We start from the raw sequence: 17396 nt of genomic DNA, 5'->3' as shown, positions 1-17396 counted from the left end.
ATGACCATACCAAACTGAAGACTCGCCATCACTCGCGATTTGCATCATATACTCAAGTGAGGCGTATCCACGCGCCAGCAACAATCTATGCGGATACAAACTTTGAATACGCTCGCCAATCTCCCCTTCCTGAAGATGAACGGTCTCGGCAACGAAATCGTGGTGCTCGATCTGCGCGGTCTTTCGCATACCGTGACGACACACGAAGCGCAGGCGATAGGGCAGTTTGAGCGGGCAAAATTCGAGCAGTTGATGGTGCTGCACGATCCTGTCACTCAAGACACAGATGCTTTCGTACGCATTTATAATGCTGATGGCTCAGAGGCAGGCGCATGTGGCAATGGCACGCGTTGTGTTGCATTCGCCATCTTGCGCGGTACCGAACGTTCACAAACGATTGTCGAAACGACTGCAGGTCTCCTCACTTGCACGCGCGTCGCTGATGAGCTTTTTACCGTTGATATGGGTACTCCCCGCTTCGGATGGCGTGATATTCCGTTAAGCGAGGAGGTTGCCGATACAGCCGCACTCCCGCTGTCGCGTCAGGTTGAAGGACTGCCTTCGCTTGAATCGCCTGTTGGGGTGAGCATGGGTAATCCACACGCCGTGTTCTTTGTTGCTGATACCGCAGCCTATGATCTGACTGCAATCGGCCCCTCGCTTGAGCATGACCCACTATTTCCCGAGCGCGCCAATATATCCCTCGCGCAGGTGCTTGGTCGCGATCATCTTAAGCTGCGCGTATGGGAGCGCGGCGCGGGAGAGACACGTGCTTGCGGCTCAGGCGCATGTGCGGCAGCGATTGCCGCCATGAAGCGCGGCCTGGTGGATCGGCGCGTACGTGTCAGCCTGCCAGGCGGTGACCTCACTATCGAATGGCGCGCAGATGATCACGTGCTGATGACTGGCCCTACAGCTCTGGAATGGACTGATAGCCTGCCTGCAAGCCTTTTCAGGGACGCAGCAGCATAATGAGCGTAGAGATTGTCACGTTTGGCTGCCGACTGAACATTGCCGAATCTGAAGCACTAAAGCGCCATGCAGAAGCCGCGGGGCGCGAAAACATTGTTATCGTCAATACCTGCGCTGTTACGGCAGAGGCAACCAAGCATGCACGCCAGAGCATCCGCCGGCTGAAGCGTGAACGGCCTGACGCGGAAATTATCGTAACTGGCTGTGCCGCACAGATCGAGCCAGAACGCTTCGCAGACATGCCGGAAGTTGCGCAAATTCTCGGCAATGCAGAGAAAATGCGACCGGAAACCTGGTTGCAACCCGCTACCGAGCGAATTGTGGTCAGCGATATCATGACCGTGCGCGAAACTGCACCTCAGCTTGTTGATGCTTTCGAGGGACATACGCGGGCATTCATACAGGTACAAAACGGCTGCGATCATCGCTGCACATTCTGTGTCATCCCGTATGGGCGCGGGCCATCGCGCTCTGTGCCAATGGGTGAAGTGGTTGATAGCCTGAAACGACTTATCGATAATGGTTATCGTGAAGCGGTGATCACGGGTGTAGATATCACCAGTTACGGCGCAGACTTGCCAGGCAAGCCTTCACTTGGCCTGCTGGTAAAGAACATTCTGCGACATGTGCCTGATCTGGCACGGCTACGGCTGTCATCCATCGATTCAGTGGAGGCGGATGATCACCTTATGGAGGTTATCGCCACCGATTCCCGGCTGATGCCGCATCTTCATCTATCGCTTCAATCGGGCGATGACATGATCCTGAAACGTATGAAGCGCCGCCACTCGCACGCGGATGCGCTCAAGTTTGTGGAAACGGCTCGCAGTCTGCGCCCTGATATGGTGTTTGGCGCAGATGTTATTGCTGGCTTTCCGACAGAGACGGATGAGATGTTTGCCCGCTCACAAGAGGCAATCGTGGCTTACGGCCTGACGCACCTGCACGTCTTCCCCTACTCTCCTCGCCCCGGCACACCAGCTGCGCGGATGCCGCAGGTAGCGAGAGAAATTGTGAAGGAACGCGCGGCACGCCTTCGTATGCTAGGCATGCGGCTGCTGGAGAAACATCTTTCCAGCGAAGTGGGGCAGCGTCGCATTGTTTTGACGGAGCGGGGAAGTATCGGCCGCACTGAGGCCTTTACACCAGTACAATTACAAGGCTCCCCGACAGCCGGCGAACTCATGTCCGTAACGATCGGGGGGCATGATGGACGACAATTATTCGCCGTCTGAACTCTATTAAGACAAGATCTGGTCTTTGATCCTCTGCGATATGCCCTCAGCTTGCTTAAGAACACTCTCCTCAAGTCCAAGGAACAGACCAGGAATATTTCTAAGATCTCCCACCGCCTCTGCTGCATCTAAAAGAACAATATGTCTCTCCGACAAATCATGGCAATCAATTGCAGCCTGAACAACACATTGCTCAAGCGCCGTAAACGCAATAGCAGTCTTAGCTTGGCGTTCCTCAGGTGTATAACCCGCGCAAAAAACTGTTGTGAGCTCACAAACAGCATCTCGCAAGGGCGTATTATCCCCTGCCCTCATATTCCTTAGAGGGGGTGGCATTAAAAGCTGGGATGAATTCGTACCATTATTACTTACAGACATAAACATACCCTTTAAACTAATACAAACATGTAAGCCTGAGAATTTCTACGCGCTGAATGTAGCCCATCTTACATAAAAAGTATATAAACATACACATCACAGAAAGGGTTTTGCACGTAAATCAACACATACATCCAATATATCGATCAGAATGCTACAACGACATCGCTGCACAGTATTATTATAAATTAATACTTAAACCCAAGTTCAAAGAAAGTCTCCAACATATGTCCAGGCAATGGCGCCTCCACCTGGATTGCCTCACGTTTTGGATAAAGTGGTAGCGTGATTGCACGCGCATGCAGATGCAGTCCCGGCCCGCCCATGCGCGGTGCGCTGCCATAGATCGGATCACCAAGGATAGCAAAGCCACTTTCAGCACAATGCACACGCAGTTGATGGGTACGGCCTGTCACAGGCTCTAGCGCCAACCATGTGAACTTCTCATGCCGCCCAAGCACCTGCCAACGGGTAAGTGCAGGCTGGCCCGCGGGATCAACTTTCATCCACCAGCCACGATCTGGATCGCGAGGGCCCAACGGCAGATCAATTTCGCCTGTATCTGATTCGGGCCCACCTTCAACAATGGCCCAATAGGTTTTTGAAGCCTGATTGGTTTTGAACAACTTTCCCAATCGCTCCAACGCCTTTCGATGGCGCCCCAGGACAAGGCACCCTGACGTATCACGATCCAGCCGATGCGCGAGTTCCGGCACCCGCGGCAGGCCAAAGCGTAGCGCTGGTAGAAATTCTGTCAGCGTTCTCTGGCTGCCCTGCCCGTTACGCGACAAGCTATTGCGCGGCCCCGGATGCACCGGCAGGCCCGCTGGCTTGTCAATTACAAGCATCAGGGCATCGCGATAGAGCACGCGACGCATTATCTCGTCTTCAGTGACTTCCCCGTTCATGCTGTTCGGGCTATCGAGTAAGTTAAACCTTGGCAAGCCCCATTTGTATCGACTCAGCTGGGGCAATGACGGAAAAGACACATGACAACCGATGATGACAGGCTGGACAGCAAAAAACGCGGCCTGTTCTCCCGCCTCTTCGGCAGAAAAGACGAGCCCGCACCAGAACACACGGAAGCACCCGCTTCATCTGGAGAGCCGGCAAACGAGATGCCGGAAGCATTGCCCACAGACGAAATCGCTGCCGGGCAAATAGCACCGCCGTCTGAAGAGCTCATTGCTGAACCTTCGCCAGAGATGCGGCACGAGGTAGCAACGCCGGAAGCCCCCCTTCCACAAGAAGAGGCAATCCAGATCGCCTCCTCGACGGACGAGTTGGGGGCGGACGAGTTGGGGGCGCTTGAATCTGCACCGATTACATCTTTTGAAGGCTCTGAGGCCGAAGAGATAGCACCAGCGCCAAAAGCCAGCTGGTGGCAGCGCTTAAAGAATGGTCTGTCGCGCACGTCTTCTTCTATCGGGTCGGGGATTGTAGGTATCTTCACCAAGCGCAAGCTTGATGACACAACGCTTGAAGAGCTTGAGGATATCCTGATTCAGGCTGATCTCGGCATCGCCATGGCCACGCGCGTTACGGAAGTGGTTGGCAAGGGACGCTACGACAAAACCATCGACCCCGATGAGGTCAAGGCGATCCTCGCGCAAGAGATTGAAACGGTGCTCACCCCCGTTGCGCAACCCCTGGTGATCGACAGTAGCAAGAAGCCGTTCGTAATTCTGATGATTGGCGTCAACGGCTCCGGTAAAACAACAACAATCGGCAAACTCGCTCAAAAATTCCGCGGTGAAGGTCGGTCGGTGATGCTGGCGGCGGGCGATACATTTCGCGCGGCCGCTATTGAGCAACTTGCGGTATGGGGCCAGCGCACTGGCACCCGCGTTATTCGCGGTGAGCAAGGCGCGGATGCATCGGGCCTCGCGTATGATGCGCTGACACAAGCGCAGGAGGCCGGCACTGACATACTGATGATCGATACAGCGGGCCGCCTCCAGAACAAGGCCGGGCTGATGGCCGAGCTTGAGAAAGTCATCCGTGTGATCAAAAAGCGCGACGAATCAGCGCCCCATGCAGTTTTGCTGGTGCTCGACGCCACCACAGGGCAGAATGCGATCAATCAGGTTGAGATTTTCGGCAAGATAGCAGGTGTCACTGGCCTGGTGATGACGAAATTGGATGGCACCGCGCGCGGCGGCATTCTGGTTGCAATTGCTGACAAATTTGGCCTGCCTGTCCATTTCATCGGTGTGGGCGAAGGTGTCGACGACCTTGAACCATTTGCGGCAGACGAGTTTGCCCGCGCCATAGCAGGCATCGAAGAAGCATGAAGCAGAGTATGACAAAACCAATTGAGACCAGCAAAGAAGGTCTGCCCCCGCTCACCAAGCTGCTGCTTGAGATGGGGCCGCTGATCCTGTTTTTTCTAGCCAATTCGCGTCCGGCTTACTTCACACCCTGGATCGGGCCACTGCTTCCCGCTGAAATGAGTGCTGATCACGTTGGAATCTTTGCAGCAACCGCTGTATTTATGGTGGCAACCGTAATCGCGCTGATCGCTAATTACGTGCTGGAACGGCGTTTGCCGATCATGCCGCTGGTCTCGGGAATTGTCGTCGTAAGCTTTGGTGCGATGACGCTCTGGCTTAATGACGATCTGTTCATCAAGCTTAAGCCCACCATCGTCAATTGCCTGTTCGGCGCTATCCTGCTGGGTGGGCTGTTATTGTTCAACAAGCCATTATTGCCAATTGTGTTTGGCAGCGTTTTTCAGCTCGATGAAGAGGGCTGGCGCAAACTCACGTTCCGTTGGGGCGTTTTCTTTTTCGTGCTAGCTGCAATCAACGAGCTTGTTTGGCGCACGCAAAGCACGGATTTCTGGGTGAGCTTCAAGGTATTCGGCATGACGCCAATCACCCTCGCCTTCGCCATCGCGCAGACACGGCTTATCATGCAGCACAGCCCTGAGGACGAGGCAAAAAGCTAAAACCCCGCAATCTGATTTATCCAGAAGCCACATCGGCTACTTGTTAAAACGCATTGTCAGGTTAGTGTTTTAAGGCGGCTGCTTCAGCGATAGCCTTTTCCAGCGTCGTTGCGATAGCCTCGCTGGTTAACGGCCCGATATGCTTGTGGCGGATGGTGCCATCGCCTGCCACAACAAAGGTTTCAGGCACACCATAAACGCCCCAGTCAATCCCCGTGCGCCCAGAGGTATCAGCGCCCACCCGCGCAAACGGATTACCCAACGCACCAAGAAAGCGGCGCGCATTTTCTGGAGAGTCCTTGTAGTTGATGCCAACCACCGTCACCCGCGGATCGCGCGCCAATTCAGTAAGTAGTGGGTGCTCTTGCCTGCATGGCACGCACCAGGACGCCCACACATTTACCAGCATAACCTTACCGACCTGAAGATCAGCTGTCGCTAAACCCGGCACTCGCGCACCATCCCGCACGAGACCATCGAGCGGTGGCAGGTCGAACTTGGGCACGGCCCTGCCAATCAGCACTGAGGGCACGCGTGAGGGATCCCCCTCGATCAAACGCGTCACAAACAATAGCGCCAGCGCGCCAAAAACGATCAGTGGCAGCAGAATAAGCAGGCGTCGACGGGGCTTTTCGGCTTTAACTTCGGTAGCATTTGTCATGTTGCGCTCTTGCGGCGTGAGCGACGGTGCACACCACGCGCCTCGAAATCAGCCAGCGCCCGCATCTGCGCTCGATAATCAACCACCGCACGAACAATCAAGCCACCAACGATGAGCAGCGCAAAACCATAAGCAGCAATGATATAGGCTACATGGGAGGTGGTCATCTCAGCGCCTTCGCTGCACTGACGGTTGGCGTAACAGGCACACGCTCACGTTGCTGTGCTTCAAGCAGACTAAGCGAGCGCACGCGTCGACGCAAAATCTCTGTCCGCATGCCAGCAAGATGTAATGTCACAGCAAGCAGTGTAAATCCGGCTGCCATCACCAGCAAAGGCCACAGCATGGATGGATCGATCGTCGATCCACCAAGTCGCAACACAGATGCGGGTTGATGCAACGTGTTCCACCAATCGACTGAAAACTTAACGATGGGCAGGTTGATAACACCAACGAGTGTCATGATCGCTGCAGCGCGCGCGGCCGATGAAGGCTCTTCAATCGCACGCCATAAACCGATAATGCCAAGATAGATCAATAGAAGCACAAGCTCGGACGTGAGGCGCGCATCCCATACCCACCAGGTGCCCCACATCGGCTTGCCCCAGATCGAACCCGTAACAAGGCAGAGAAAGGTAAATGCAGCGCCAATGGGCGCGGCGGCTTTCTGCGCCACATCTGCCAAAGGATGACGCCAAACCAATGTGCCGATCGCCGATCCAGCCATCATGGCATAGAGAAACAACGACAACCACGCGGCAGGCACATGAATGTACATAATGCGCACAGTCGCGCCTTGTTGGTAGTCATCTGGCACACTGAAGAATACCAGCCAGAGCCCAACAGCAAGCAGCAATGCCGCCGCACCTGCCACCCACGGCAGCATTCGGCCAGAAAGCGCTAAAAAGCGGGTCGGATTGGCCAGCGCAGTCAGCATTGTCGTTTTATGTATCCAAGGTTTGGGGCATTAATTTTATTAGCGCAGTCTTTAACTGGCATTGGACAGCAATACCAGTCTTATTGGTGATGTAACGTTCCGTTCGGGTTGCGGCAATGCGGTATTATGCCTCTTTTTGTGGGCCATTCTATTCATCAGCCCGAAGCGCCATAGCTGCCGCAACGGCACCTACAACAATAGCCACCATACTAATTGCGCAAAGTAGCAGAAATGGCGTGAGGAACGGCACCGTTCCACCCACTGCCGCCTGCGCCGCTGAAACCCCGAAGATCAGGCTCGGCACCATCAACGGCATTACCAGAATAGCAAGGATAAGCCCCCCGCGTCGCAATTTTGCTGTCAACGCTGCCCCTACCATCCCAATGAATGTGAGCGCTGGCGTGCCGACAAGTAAGGTGGCAGAAACAGCGAGCATGGCCTCAGGCGTCAACGCAAGCAGCAGCCCAAACAATGGTGCAAACAACGCCAGCGGCAAGCCAGTTGTAAGCCAGTGCGCAATGCCCTTGGCAATAACGGCCAGCTCCAACGGTGTCTCGCTGGCAAGAATAAGAGCTAACGAACCATCCTCTTCATCAGCCTGAAACAACCGATCAAGACCGATCAAAGTTGATAACACTGCCGCAAGCCACAAAATCGAAGGACCAATACGCGACAACAGGTTGAGATCGGGACCAATAGCGAATGGAATTAAAGTCACCAGCATCAGGAAGAACACCAGCGGCAAACCACCAGCGCCCCCTATACGTGTTGCAATCCGGATATCCCTGCTGACAATGGCAGAAAATGCACGCATCACCATGCCTCTTCTCCTGCATCACTCTCTGTCAATGCAGGTGGCTCAATGGTCAGCGATACAGTGCTCTTTAATCCCAAAGGCAAATGCGTTGCCGCGATAATCAAGCCGCTGTTCGCCAGATGCTCCCGCATCAATCCTACCAGCAAAGCTTGTGAGCCAGCATCAAGGGCTGCTGTCGGTTCATCCAAAAGCCAAATCGGGCGAGATGTGACAAAAAGTCGCGCCAACGCAACCCGCCGCCGCTGACCAGCCGATAAATAGGCCACCGGCAGACGCGCGAGATGGGCGACATCGAGTTTCGCCAACGCCTCAACTGGCGTCAACGCTGGTGCACCCAACACATCACTGGCAAAGCTGAGGTTCTCTTCCGCAGTTAGCATCGGCTTCAGACCCTCACGATGGCCAACCGCGTTGATTAGCTCGGCCAAGGTGCACTCACCTGATTCGCTTAAGCTAATACGCCCCGCAGCTGGCTTGAGGCGACCACTGATTATCGTGAGCAGGCTCGACTTGCCTGCACCATTTGGACCGGTGATGACAAGCGCCTGCCCGCTTTCCACAGCAAACGACAGCCTGGAAAACAACAGCCGCCCCGAACGGCGGCAGGAAAGGTTATCGGCGGTAAGGCGCAAATTGGGCAAAATTGGAATGATTCCTCTCGAAACAATTGCGTTCATGTGTGTAGCACTTTAGAACTGCTATCAACGGTCTAGCGCATCAACGCGAAACTGACTATATAGCACGCAGGCTGCGCCGCGCGCGTGACGCGCGGGGACCTGGGCACTCCCGGGGCGGCGCGCGCATTTAGCGCTACTAGGCTTGGCATTCGTGTCACACATCCCCGCAAGGATCACGCAATGACGACCTCAAACGATAGCTTCAAATCCCGCCGCACACTTAAAGTCGGCGACAAGTCCTACACCTATTACTCCATTCCGGAAGCCGAGAAGAACGGTTTGACAGGCGTGTCGCGCCTGCCGTTTTCCACGCGCGTTCTGCTGGAGAACCTTCTGCGCTTCGAGGATGAGCGCACCGTCAAGCGCGACGATATTCTCGCCATCGCTGACTGGTTGAACAACAAGGGTGCGGTTGAGAAGGAAATTGCCTTCCGCCCTTCCCGCGTGTTGATGCAAGACTTCACCGGCGTTCCCGGCGTTGTCGATCTGGCAGCCATGCGCGATGCCATGAACACACTTGGTGGCGACCCCAAGAAGATCAACCCGCTTGTGCCTGTTGATCTCGTCATCGATCATTCGGTTATTGTTGATGAGTTCGGCACGCCGCAGGCATTCCACGACAACGTTGAGCGCGAGTACGAGCGCAATGGCGAGCGTTATCGCTTCCTGCGTTGGGGCCAGGATGCATTCGACAACTTCCGCGTTGTGCCCCCAGGCACCGGCATCTGCCATCAGGTGAACCTGGAGTACCTGTCGCAGACGGTCTGGACGCGCAAGGAAGGCGACACCGAAGTCGCATACCCCGATTCACTCGTCGGCACCGATTCGCACACCACGATGGTCAACGGCCTGTCCGTTCTTGGCTGGGGCGTTGGCGGTATCGAGGCAGAAGCAGCAATGCTCGGCCAACCGCTCTCGATGCTGATTCCTGAAGTCATCGGCTTCAAGCTTACCGGCAAGCTGAAGGAAGGCGTTACGGCGACCGACCTCGTGCTCACCGTTACACAGATGCTGCGCAAGAAGAGCGTTGTCGGCAAGTTCGTCGAGTTCTACGGCCCCGGCCTTGATAGCCTCACGATCGAAGATCGCGCGACAATCGGCAATATGGCGCCTGAATATGGTGCGACGTGTGGCTTCTTCCCGGTTGATGAAGCAACGCTTCGTTACCTGCGCAAGACCGGCCGCGCTGATGATCGCGTGGCGCTGGTTGAGGCTTATGCCAAGGCTCAGGGCACGTTCCGCACTGCTGATACGCCCGACCCTGTATTTACTGACACGCTGTCGCTTGATCTTGCTGATGTCGTACCTTCAATGGCAGGTCCCAAACGTCCGCAGGACCGGATTTTGCTCTCGGGCACCAAGGCTGGCTTCGCCGACGCTATGGAAACCGAGTTCAAAAAGGCGGGCGAGCTCGCCAAGCGTTATAAGGTTGAAGGTGCAAACTTCGACCTTGGCCATGGCGATGTTGTGATTGCGGCTATCACCTCGTGCACCAACACTTCGAACCCCAGCGTGATGATCGGTGCGGGCCTACTGGCGCGCAACGCCGTTGCCAAGGGCCTGAAGACCAAGCCTTGGGTGAAGACCTCGGTCGCACCGGGCTCGCAGGTTGCTGGTGAATACCTGGACAAGTCCGGCCTGCAAAAGGATCTGGACGCGCTGGGCTTCAATATCGTCGGCTACGGCTGCACGACCTGCATCGGTAATTCCGGCCCGCTTGCGGACGAGATTTCCAAGACAATCAACGATAATGGCGTCATTGCCGCTGCCGTTCTGTCCGGTAACCGCAACTTCGAGGGCCGTATCAGCCCAGATGTTCGCGCAAACTACCTTGCATCACCTCCGCTGGTTGTAGCCTACGCGCTGGCCGGCACGATGCAGCTTGATCTGACGACAGAGCCTCTTGGCGTTGGTTCGGATGGCAAGCCTGTGTACCTGAAGGACATCTGGCCCTCATCCCATGAGATCCAGGAGTTCATCGACAAGAACATCACGCAGGAACTCTTCCGCCGCCGTTATGGGGATGTTTTCACGGGCGATAAGAACTGGCAGGGTATCACCGTTACACGCGGCCTGACCTATCAGTGGGATTCTGCCTCAACATACGTGCAGAACCCACCCTATTTTGAGGGCATCACCAAGACACCTGTTCCGGTTGAAGACATCGTTAGCGCACGGGTATTGGGTCTTTTCCTTGATTCGATCACGACCGACCATATCTCGCCAGCCGGTTCGATCAAGGAAGCAAGCCCTGCGGGTCGTTACTTGCGCGATCATCAGGTGCGTCCACAGGACTTCAACCAGTACGGCACGCGTCGCGGCAACCACGAAGTGATGATGCGCGGCACGTTCGCAAACATCCGCCTCAAGAACCAGATGGTGCGCGACGACAATGGCAACGTTGTTGAAGGCGGCTATGCTGTGCACTTCCCTTCCAAGGAACGCATGGCCATCTTCGATGCGGCTGAGCGTTATCGCGCTGAAGGCGTGCCATTGGTGGTATTTGCGGGCCGTGAATACGGCACGGGTTCATCGCGTGACTGGGCTGCGAAGGGCACCAAGCTGCTTGGCATCCGCGCTGTCATCGCACAAAGCTTTGAGCGTATCCACCGCTCCAACCTCGTTGGCATGGGCATTATCCCGCTTGTGTTTGAGGAAGGCACGTCTTGGGAAACGCTTGGGCTGAAGGGTGATGAGCAGGTCACGATCCGTGGTCTGGGTGCTGGTCTGCAGCCGCGCCAGAAGATGGAAGCGGAGATCACCTTTGCTGATGGATCAGTGAAGAAGGTACCGCTGATTGCCCGCATCGACACGCTGGACGAGCTGGAATACTTCCGTAACGGTGGCATTCTGAATTACGTTCTGCGTGAATTGGCAGCATAATCATACGTGATTTTGGCCTTTCTCGTTGGATAGGCCAAAAAACGTGTCATGCAATTGCAATAACCATGAGCACCGGTGCTTGGATAAGCGCCGGTGCTCATGTATATGAAAACATCTTAAATTAGACTTGCGTGGAGGAATCCGGCGCAAATCATTGTATTTGCCGCGTTGCAGACATGCGCGGGCATAAGAATCAGGAGTAATGCGATGGCGTCCACCTACGAGACCGTCGCCGACATCATTGCCGATACGTCGGATATCCCGCGCGACCAGATCACGCCGGAGAGCCACGCGATTGATGATCTTGGCGTTGATTCACTGGCCTTCCTCGATATCGCTTTCGCGATCGACAAAGCATTCGGCATCAAGCTGCCACTTGAAACGTGGACGCAGGAAGTGAACGAAGGCAAGGTGCCAGCTGAACAGTATTTCGTGCTGAAGAACCTGGCGACCCGCATCGACGAACTCGTCGCTGCCAAAGGTTGATTGCTTTAGGTTGATTGGTGCTGATCCCGCGTCTGCATCATCAATCGCCTGGTCTAAAGTCGATTTTTCGACTCTCTTAAACGTAAGCGGAAGCAACATTTTTTGCTTCCTCTTGCATTCTGCCCTCAGGCTGCCGCCGATACCAAGCCGGATTGGTTTCATAAGCGCCCGGCCGTACGGTAAAAGCTGACCCATGCGCCTTGAATATTTCCAGATGATCGACCGTATCTCCACCTTTAACGAGGAAGAGGAGCGGCTTGAAGCATCATCCACGGTTCCTGTTGAAAGTCCCGTTTTCGAAGGGCACTTCCCCGGCCATCCATTGATGCCCGGCGTGCTGCTGACGGAAACAATGGCACAAGCATCGGGTTATCTCATTCTCGGCCTGATCCGCTTTACGCATATGCCATTTCTGGCCAGCGTCGAGAAGGCAAAATTTCGCTCATTCGTGGGCCCCGGCGCGCCGCTGGTGATCACTGCTACCCGCACACATCAAGGTTCTGGTTATGCGGTTACCCGCGCCAAAATCACGAGCAATGGAAAAACCATTTGTGATGCTGACTTGATGTTCCGGCTTATGCCTTTCCCTGATGGCCTTTCTGCTCAAATGCAGTCCCAGGCTGCAGGTATGGGGCTTGTTCTGGAGACTGCCTGAATGGCTAATGGCGAAAATAGCGAGACGATCCCCAGCGTTGCTTCCCGCGATGTGTGGATAACTGGCATCGGCATCGTTTCAAGCCTCGGTGAGGGACGGCAAGCGCATCTGGCTGCTCTTGATGGCGATAACGCGTCGCAGGTCGATACAGATACCTTTGCGCCCTACCCGGTGCATCCCATTGTGCCGCTGGAGTGGGAAAAGCAGATTCCCAAAAAGGCAGACCAGCGCCAGATGGAGAACTGGCAGAAGCTGGGCGTTTACGCAGCTGGTCTTGCGCTTGAAGATGCAGGCCTTGCGCGCGATAACGCGTTGCGCCGCGATGTACACATGATTGTTGCCGCGGGTGGCGGCGAACGGGATTATGACGTGGATAGCCAGATATTGTCTGGCATCGCAACAGCAGAAAATCCTGATGCATTCCTCAACGAACGCTTGATGAGTGACCTGCGTCCGACGCTGTTCCTCGCTCAATTGTCGAATTTGCTCGCGGGCAATATCTCAATTGTTCACGGCATCACTGGCGCGTCACGCACTTTCATGGGTGAAGAACAGGCGGGCGTGGATGCAGTCCGCGTGGCTCACGCGCGGATCAATGCAGGCCAAGGCGATATTTTTCTGGTTGGCGGCTCCTATAATGCCGAACGACCTGATGCACTGCTGATTTACGAACTCGGCGGCTATCTGTGGAAAGAGCATTACGCTTCGGTATGGGATCGCCCTGGTGAAGGCGGCGGTTTTATCCTCGGCAGCGGTGCAGCTTTTCTTGTTATGGAAGCGCGCGAGCATGCTGAAGCACGTGGCGCAAGACCGTTGGCGGTATTGCGCAATGTTGCATCCGATCAACCACATCGCCATTCAGGGTCTGTTGGCAGCTCTGTGGAAAAGCTGTGGGCAGACAGTGCGAAAGCTTTCCGGGGCATTGGTGGCGCCGTATTTTCGGGCGCAACGGGCGTTTCCGGCATCACGGAAGAAGAGCGCGGCTCATTGACGAAGCTCGTGCCCGGCATTCCGGTCCACGCAACGGGCGATCTCTTCGGCAACACGCTTGAAGCACAGTTTCCGCTGGGTCTTGCACTCGCCACAACCATGATTGAAGCGGGGCGCCTGCATCAAGCGGTCGTCACCAGTGTCGGCCACAAGCGTGGTGAGGGCCTTGCCCTTGTCGAAGCTGTTCCGAACGGAGGCTGATTATAATGAGTTCCACAGCTTCTGCGCCTACGCGCGATTCGTTTGGCCGTCCGCTCGTCGCTATCACCGGCGCAGGTATCGTCACCTCACTTGGTCAAGGCAAGGCTGACAATTGGGCGGCACTATCCCGTGGCCAATCCGGTGTTCACCGCATCACGCGATTCGATACCAGCAATCTGCGCACGACAATTGCCGGAACGGTCGATTTTCTCGAAGGCGATACCTCAAGCGCTCCTCTATTATCAGAGCGCTTGGCTATTCTTGCGGCTGAAGAGGCCATTGCACAATCGGGCCTGGGGCTCCTTCCAAACAGCGGCAAGCCGGGCGATTTCCCCGGCACGCTCACACTTGCCGTTCCCCCTGTTGAGATGGAATGGCCGCAGCGTATTGCGCTGGCAAAGGCCTCCGGCAAAACAGACGCAATCACCTATACGGATCTATTGCGCGCTGCAGCATCAGGTGCTTTTCCAGCTTGGCATGAACTATTCCTGTTTGGCTCCGTTGCCGATCATCTGGCTGAGCGCTTCGGTACGCGCGGTTCGCCTATTTCGCTTTCCACAGCATGCTCATCCGGCGCAACGGCCATTCAGTTGGGCGCAGAAGCTATTCGCCGTGGCGAAACCAAAGCAGCTCTTGCGATTGGGACCGATGGATCAGTACATGTGGAAGCACTTGTGCGCTTTTCGCTGCTGTCCGCGCTGTCAACGCAGAATGATGATCCAACACGGGCATCACGACCATTCTCGAAAAACCGTGATGGCTTCGTGATGGGCGAAGGCGCTGGCGCGCTGGTGCTGGAAGATTATGACTCGGCCAAAGCACGCGGCGCAACGATTCTTGGCTTCCTTGCAGGCTGTGGCGAGCATGGCGATGGCTTCCATCGCACACGCACCAGCCCCGATGGCGCACCAGCGATTTCTGCGATCCGCGAAGCCATTCGTGATGCAGGCCTGACACCTGATGACATCGATTACGTCAATGCGCACGGCACCAGCACGCCGGAAAACGACAAGATGGAATCGCATGCTTGCGGCGTCGTCTTCGGTGAGCGCGCCCCACTGGTGCCGATTTCATCAAATAAATCGATGGTTGGCCACACCCTGAGTGCAGCTGGCGCGGTAGAAGCAGTATTTTCGCTGCTGACCATCCTCAATGGTCGCCTCCCGCCGACCATCAATTACGAAATCCCCGATCCGGCGATTGCGCTTGATGTGGTGCCTAATGTCGCTCGCGATGCAGCTGTCACCAGGGTACTTTCCAACTCGTTCGGATTTGGCGGGCAGAACACCTGCCTCGTTTTAGCTGCAGAGCCTTCAGTATGAATGATGTAACGAATAAGCGCGTTCTCGTCACCGGTGGCGCAAAAGGCCTTGGTGCAGCCATTGTCGAAACACTGGTTCAACAGGGCTTTGATGTTGACTTCACTTACCGCGCTTCGGGTGATGCAGCAGGCGCCCTGGCGGCCCGCTTGTCGGATGCAGGCCGCACAGTGCGTGCCTTTCCGCTTGATCTCGCTGACCGGGCAGCTCTTGATGCATTCTGCGAAAAGGCTGCCGATGAGACTTACTATGGTTTCATCCACAATGCGGGCCAGTCATATGATGCCCTTGCAGCAGTAATGACGCAGGACAATGCTGAAGCCGCAATGCAGGTAAATTTCTGGTCTTTCACCCAGATGGTTAAAAGCCTTGTACGCCCCATGATCCGCGCGCGTGAAGGGCGAATCGTTGCTATCGGCTCGGTTTCAGCGCTTCAGGGAAATCCGGGCAATTCGGCCTATGCGGCTTCAAAGGGCGCGCTCTTAAGCTACATGCGCACACTCACGGTAGAGACAGCGAAACGTGGTGTAACGGTCAATTACATCGCACCTGGTTTTATCGATACAGATATGCTTGCCCCATACGCTGCCTATCGCGCCAATATGGAAAAGCAGATTCCTGCGGGGCGTTTTGCCCGCGTTGAGGAAGTGGCGGGTATGGCGGCTTTCTTGCTCTCCCCCCCTGCGGCTTATATCACGGGCGCTGTACTGCCCATCGACGGTGGTCTGACGGCTCAGATCGGCATTCACCGCTGATCATCTCATTGTTATTTAAGGAATATCCCTATGCGTGCCTTGCAGCTTTTTGGTGACCGCGATCTTCGTCTCGTGGATGTCGCGGCCCCGCCACCACCTGGCCCCGGCGAGGTGCAGGTACGTATTCGCGCGGTTGGCCTTAACCATATTGACGTGTGGGGCTTTCGCGGCATGGCATTTGCCAAGCGCAAACTACCGCTAACCGTGGGGGCAGAAGCTGCCGGCGAGATCGTCGCAGTTGGTGACGGAGTGAGCAAGTTTACGGTGAACGATCCGGTTGCGCTTTATGGCGCCAAGACGTGCGGCGAATGCCCTGCTTGCCGCGAGGGGCGCGATAATCTGTGTGAGAACGTCGCCGGCATCATGGGCTTCCATGTTGATGGCTTCACGTGTGAGCTCGTCAATATGCCCGAGCGATTACTTGTGAAGGTGCCGAATGGTGTTAGCTTCGAAGAGGCAGCTTGCGCCCCCATCGCATTCGGTACCGTTCAGCACATGCTTTTCGATAATGCAAAGCTTCAACCGGGCGAAACTGTTCTTGTCCATGCCGGTGGCTCAGGAATTGGTACAGCGGCAATCCGCATGGCCAAGGCCATTGGCTGCACAGTTATCACCACTGTTGGCGACGACGAAAAGGGCGAAAAAGCGAAAGCGCTTGGCGCAGATCACGTTATCAACTATCGCACTGACCGGTTTGAAGGCGCAGTGCGCAAGCTTACTGGTCGCAAGGGCGTTGATGTTGTGTTCGAACACGTAGGCGCCGATACCTGGAATGGCTCGCTGCTGAGCATGAAGCGTGGTGGGCGCCTCGTCACCTGCGGATCAACCTCTGGCGTATCCACCACGATGAACCTGATGCAGTTGTTCCAGCAGCAATATCGGATTTTTGGTTCATTCGGCTGCACGATTCGTAACATTGGCGAAGCGCTCGACAAGATGGCTGCAGATATCCGTCCGGTGATTGATACCGTTTACACTCTCGACAAATTCCAGGACGGTCTTGATCGCCTTGAGAGTCGTAAGGTTTTCGGCAAAATCATTGTGTCTGTCTAAGACATTTCATTTCAGCAATTATCGTTTCCCGGATTGTTCTTTACTCCAACCCGTGCCAACATGGGTTGGAGATGTTCGTTTCGGGAGATGACCATGACACCGCTAACCCGGTTTCTCGCCTTCCACGCCCTGATCGGCTTTGGTATTGCTGCACTTTTTTCAGGGATGCTGTTCGGATTTGATATCGCCGGCCTACGCACTCTTGTTGCTGGATCACAGGTTGGCTTCATCGCAGCGAGCGCCCTCACCTTTATGCTGTGCTTGACCTTTGGCAGCATTCAGATGGGTATTGCAATCATGCAGCTTGATCAGAAAGACAATACACCGCGCGGTGGCAGATTACGGTTTGCTGCTCTGCGTATGCCGCAAGGTGCGATGGTTATGCAGCCAGTACGAGTCCGGTCTCGCTCACGCTAATCATTTATTG

General features: G+C 55.5%; 19 protein-coding genes. 12 read left to right on the top strand and 7 right to left on the bottom strand.

Going from position 1 to position 17396, the window contains the following annotated elements:
• Positions 1-102 precede the first annotated feature (102 nt).
• Together dapF and mtaB are read left to right on the top strand one after the other, a co-directional pair.
• Positions 103-972, top strand: coding sequence for a diaminopimelate epimerase (gene dapF / locus VRZ32_RS01510; protein ID WP_414523676.1), 870 nt, complete (start codon positions 103-105; stop codon positions 970-972).
• Positions 972-2207, top strand: a complete 1236-nt coding sequence (mtaB, locus tag VRZ32_RS01505; protein ID WP_414523675.1) for a tRNA (N(6)-L-threonylcarbamoyladenosine(37)-C(2))-methylthiotransferase MtaB — start codon at positions 972-974, stop codon at positions 2205-2207. The genes dapF and mtaB overlap by 1 nt, the downstream gene beginning before the upstream one ends.
• Before the next feature lie 6 nt (positions 2208-2213).
• On the opposite strand, the gene VRZ32_RS01500 is transcribed toward mtaB, so the two are convergent.
• Entirely contained in the window at positions 2214-2585 is a 372-nt protein-coding gene (locus VRZ32_RS01500) for a hypothetical protein (protein WP_414523674.1), read from the bottom strand.
• 188 nt (positions 2586-2773) lie between these two features.
• Entirely contained in the window at positions 2774-3493 is a 720-nt protein-coding gene (locus VRZ32_RS01495) for an RluA family pseudouridine synthase (protein WP_414523673.1), read from the bottom strand.
• 81 nt (positions 3494-3574) lie between these two features.
• On the opposite strand from VRZ32_RS01495, the gene ftsY reads away from it, so the two are divergent.
• A complete protein-coding gene (ftsY, locus tag VRZ32_RS01490) occupies positions 3575-4879 on the top strand; it encodes a signal recognition particle-docking protein FtsY (RefSeq protein WP_414523672.1) in 1305 nt (434 codons plus the stop codon).
• A gap of 8 nt (positions 4880-4887) precedes the next feature.
• Complete coding sequence (locus VRZ32_RS01485) at positions 4888-5535, top strand: septation protein A (protein WP_414523671.1); 648 nt, start codon at positions 4888-4890, stop codon at positions 5533-5535.
• A gap of 61 nt (positions 5536-5596) precedes the next feature.
• Here VRZ32_RS01485 and VRZ32_RS01480 read toward each other — a convergent pair whose 3' ends face one another.
• From VRZ32_RS01480 to ccmA, 5 genes are all read right to left on the bottom strand, one after another.
• The gene (locus VRZ32_RS01480; RefSeq protein ID WP_414523670.1) at positions 5597-6196 is read right to left on the bottom strand and encodes a DsbE family thiol:disulfide interchange protein; all 600 of its coding nucleotides are present in this window, start codon (positions 6194-6196) and stop codon (positions 5597-5599) included.
• On the bottom strand, positions 6193-6363 hold the full coding sequence (gene ccmD / locus VRZ32_RS01475; RefSeq protein ID WP_414523669.1) for a heme exporter protein CcmD: 171 nt from the start codon (positions 6361-6363) through the stop codon (positions 6193-6195). The genes VRZ32_RS01480 and ccmD overlap by 4 nt, the downstream gene beginning before the upstream one ends.
• Positions 6360-7133, bottom strand: a complete 774-nt coding sequence (locus VRZ32_RS01470) for a heme ABC transporter permease (protein ID WP_414523668.1) — start codon at positions 7131-7133, stop codon at positions 6360-6362. The genes ccmD and VRZ32_RS01470 overlap by 4 nt, the downstream gene beginning before the upstream one ends.
• A 148-nt stretch (positions 7134-7281) precedes the next feature.
• Positions 7282-7950: a heme exporter protein CcmB gene (gene ccmB / locus VRZ32_RS01465; RefSeq protein ID WP_414525000.1), complete on the bottom strand. Its 669-nt coding sequence runs from the start codon at positions 7948-7950 to the stop codon at positions 7282-7284.
• The gene (gene ccmA, locus VRZ32_RS01460) at positions 7947-8582 is read right to left on the bottom strand and encodes a heme ABC exporter ATP-binding protein CcmA (RefSeq protein WP_414524999.1); all 636 of its coding nucleotides are present in this window, start codon (positions 8580-8582) and stop codon (positions 7947-7949) included. The genes ccmB and ccmA overlap by 4 nt, the downstream gene beginning before the upstream one ends.
• A 225-nt stretch (positions 8583-8807) precedes the next feature.
• Here ccmA and acnA point away from each other — a divergent pair, with 225 nt between their 5' ends.
• The 8 genes from acnA (at position 8808) to VRZ32_RS01420 (ending at position 17386) form a co-directional block, all read left to right on the top strand.
• Positions 8808-11510, top strand: coding sequence for an aconitate hydratase AcnA (acnA, locus tag VRZ32_RS01455; protein ID WP_414523667.1), 2703 nt, complete (start codon positions 8808-8810; stop codon positions 11508-11510).
• Positions 11511-11717: 207 nt separating this feature from the next.
• Complete coding sequence (locus VRZ32_RS01450) at positions 11718-11996, top strand: acyl carrier protein (RefSeq protein WP_414523666.1); 279 nt, start codon at positions 11718-11720, stop codon at positions 11994-11996.
• 193 nt (positions 11997-12189) lie between these two features.
• Positions 12190-12651, top strand: coding sequence for a 3-hydroxyacyl-ACP dehydratase FabZ family protein (locus VRZ32_RS01445; protein ID WP_414523665.1), 462 nt, complete (start codon positions 12190-12192; stop codon positions 12649-12651).
• Positions 12652-13842 carry a beta-ketoacyl-ACP synthase gene (locus tag VRZ32_RS01440; protein WP_414523664.1) on the top strand — a complete coding sequence of 397 codons (1191 nt, stop codon included), beginning with the start codon at positions 12652-12654 and terminating at the stop codon, positions 13840-13842. It abuts the gene before it with no gap.
• Between the two features lie 5 nt (positions 13843-13847).
• On the top strand, positions 13848-15164 hold the full coding sequence (locus VRZ32_RS01435; protein ID WP_414523663.1) for a beta-ketoacyl-ACP synthase: 1317 nt from the start codon (positions 13848-13850) through the stop codon (positions 15162-15164).
• Positions 15161-15916, top strand: a complete 756-nt coding sequence (locus VRZ32_RS01430) for an SDR family oxidoreductase (RefSeq protein ID WP_414523662.1) — start codon at positions 15161-15163, stop codon at positions 15914-15916. The genes VRZ32_RS01435 and VRZ32_RS01430 overlap by 4 nt, the downstream gene beginning before the upstream one ends.
• A gap of 30 nt (positions 15917-15946) precedes the next feature.
• A complete protein-coding gene (locus VRZ32_RS01425) occupies positions 15947-16969 on the top strand; it encodes a zinc-binding dehydrogenase (RefSeq protein ID WP_414523661.1) in 1023 nt (340 codons plus the stop codon).
• 93 nt (positions 16970-17062) lie between these two features.
• The gene (locus VRZ32_RS01420) at positions 17063-17386 is read left to right on the top strand and encodes a hypothetical protein (protein WP_414523660.1); all 324 of its coding nucleotides are present in this window, start codon (positions 17063-17065) and stop codon (positions 17384-17386) included.
• Positions 17387-17396 lie beyond the last annotated feature (10 nt).

Origin of the sequence: Pseudochelatococcus sp. G4_1912 (genome assembly GCF_047501465.1) — a bacterium.
In the GTDB taxonomy this organism is placed as follows: domain Bacteria; phylum Pseudomonadota; class Alphaproteobacteria; order Rhizobiales; family Beijerinckiaceae; genus Pseudochelatococcus.
This window is presented reverse-complemented; position numbering and strand designations above follow the sequence as displayed.

What these genes read in the sequence shown, in the direction of transcription:
- mtaB (WP_414523675.1), top strand. Translation starts at nt 972, where the DNA reads ATGAGCGTAGAGATTGTCACGTTTGGCTGCCGACTGAACATTGCCGAA.
- VRZ32_RS01500 (WP_414523674.1), bottom strand. Translation starts at nt 2,585, where the DNA reads ATGTCTGTAAGTAATAATGGTACGAATTCATCCCAGCTTTTAATGCCA.
- VRZ32_RS01495 (WP_414523673.1), bottom strand. Translation starts at nt 3,493, where the DNA reads ATGAACGGGGAAGTCACTGAAGACGAGATAATGCGTCGCGTGCTCTAT.
- ftsY (WP_414523672.1), top strand. Translation starts at nt 3,575, where the DNA reads ATGACAACCGATGATGACAGGCTGGACAGCAAAAAACGCGGCCTGTTC.
- VRZ32_RS01485 (WP_414523671.1), top strand. Translation starts at nt 4,888, where the DNA reads ATGACAAAACCAATTGAGACCAGCAAAGAAGGTCTGCCCCCGCTCACC.
- VRZ32_RS01480 (WP_414523670.1), bottom strand. Translation starts at nt 6,196, where the DNA reads ATGACAAATGCTACCGAAGTTAAAGCCGAAAAGCCCCGTCGACGCCTG.
- ccmD (WP_414523669.1), bottom strand. Translation starts at nt 6,363, where the DNA reads ATGACCACCTCCCATGTAGCCTATATCATTGCTGCTTATGGTTTTGCG.
- VRZ32_RS01470 (WP_414523668.1), bottom strand. Translation starts at nt 7,133, where the DNA reads ATGCTGACTGCGCTGGCCAATCCGACCCGCTTTTTAGCGCTTTCTGGC.
- acnA (WP_414523667.1), top strand. Translation starts at nt 8,808, where the DNA reads ATGACGACCTCAAACGATAGCTTCAAATCCCGCCGCACACTTAAAGTC.
- VRZ32_RS01450 (WP_414523666.1), top strand. Translation starts at nt 11,718, where the DNA reads ATGGCGTCCACCTACGAGACCGTCGCCGACATCATTGCCGATACGTCG.
- VRZ32_RS01445 (WP_414523665.1), top strand. Translation starts at nt 12,190, where the DNA reads ATGCGCCTTGAATATTTCCAGATGATCGACCGTATCTCCACCTTTAAC.
- VRZ32_RS01440 (WP_414523664.1), top strand. Translation starts at nt 12,652, where the DNA reads ATGGCTAATGGCGAAAATAGCGAGACGATCCCCAGCGTTGCTTCCCGC.
- VRZ32_RS01435 (WP_414523663.1), top strand. Translation starts at nt 13,848, where the DNA reads ATGAGTTCCACAGCTTCTGCGCCTACGCGCGATTCGTTTGGCCGTCCG.
- VRZ32_RS01430 (WP_414523662.1), top strand. Translation starts at nt 15,161, where the DNA reads ATGAATGATGTAACGAATAAGCGCGTTCTCGTCACCGGTGGCGCAAAA.
- VRZ32_RS01425 (WP_414523661.1), top strand. Translation starts at nt 15,947, where the DNA reads ATGCGTGCCTTGCAGCTTTTTGGTGACCGCGATCTTCGTCTCGTGGAT.
- VRZ32_RS01420 (WP_414523660.1), top strand. Translation starts at nt 17,063, where the DNA reads ATGACACCGCTAACCCGGTTTCTCGCCTTCCACGCCCTGATCGGCTTT.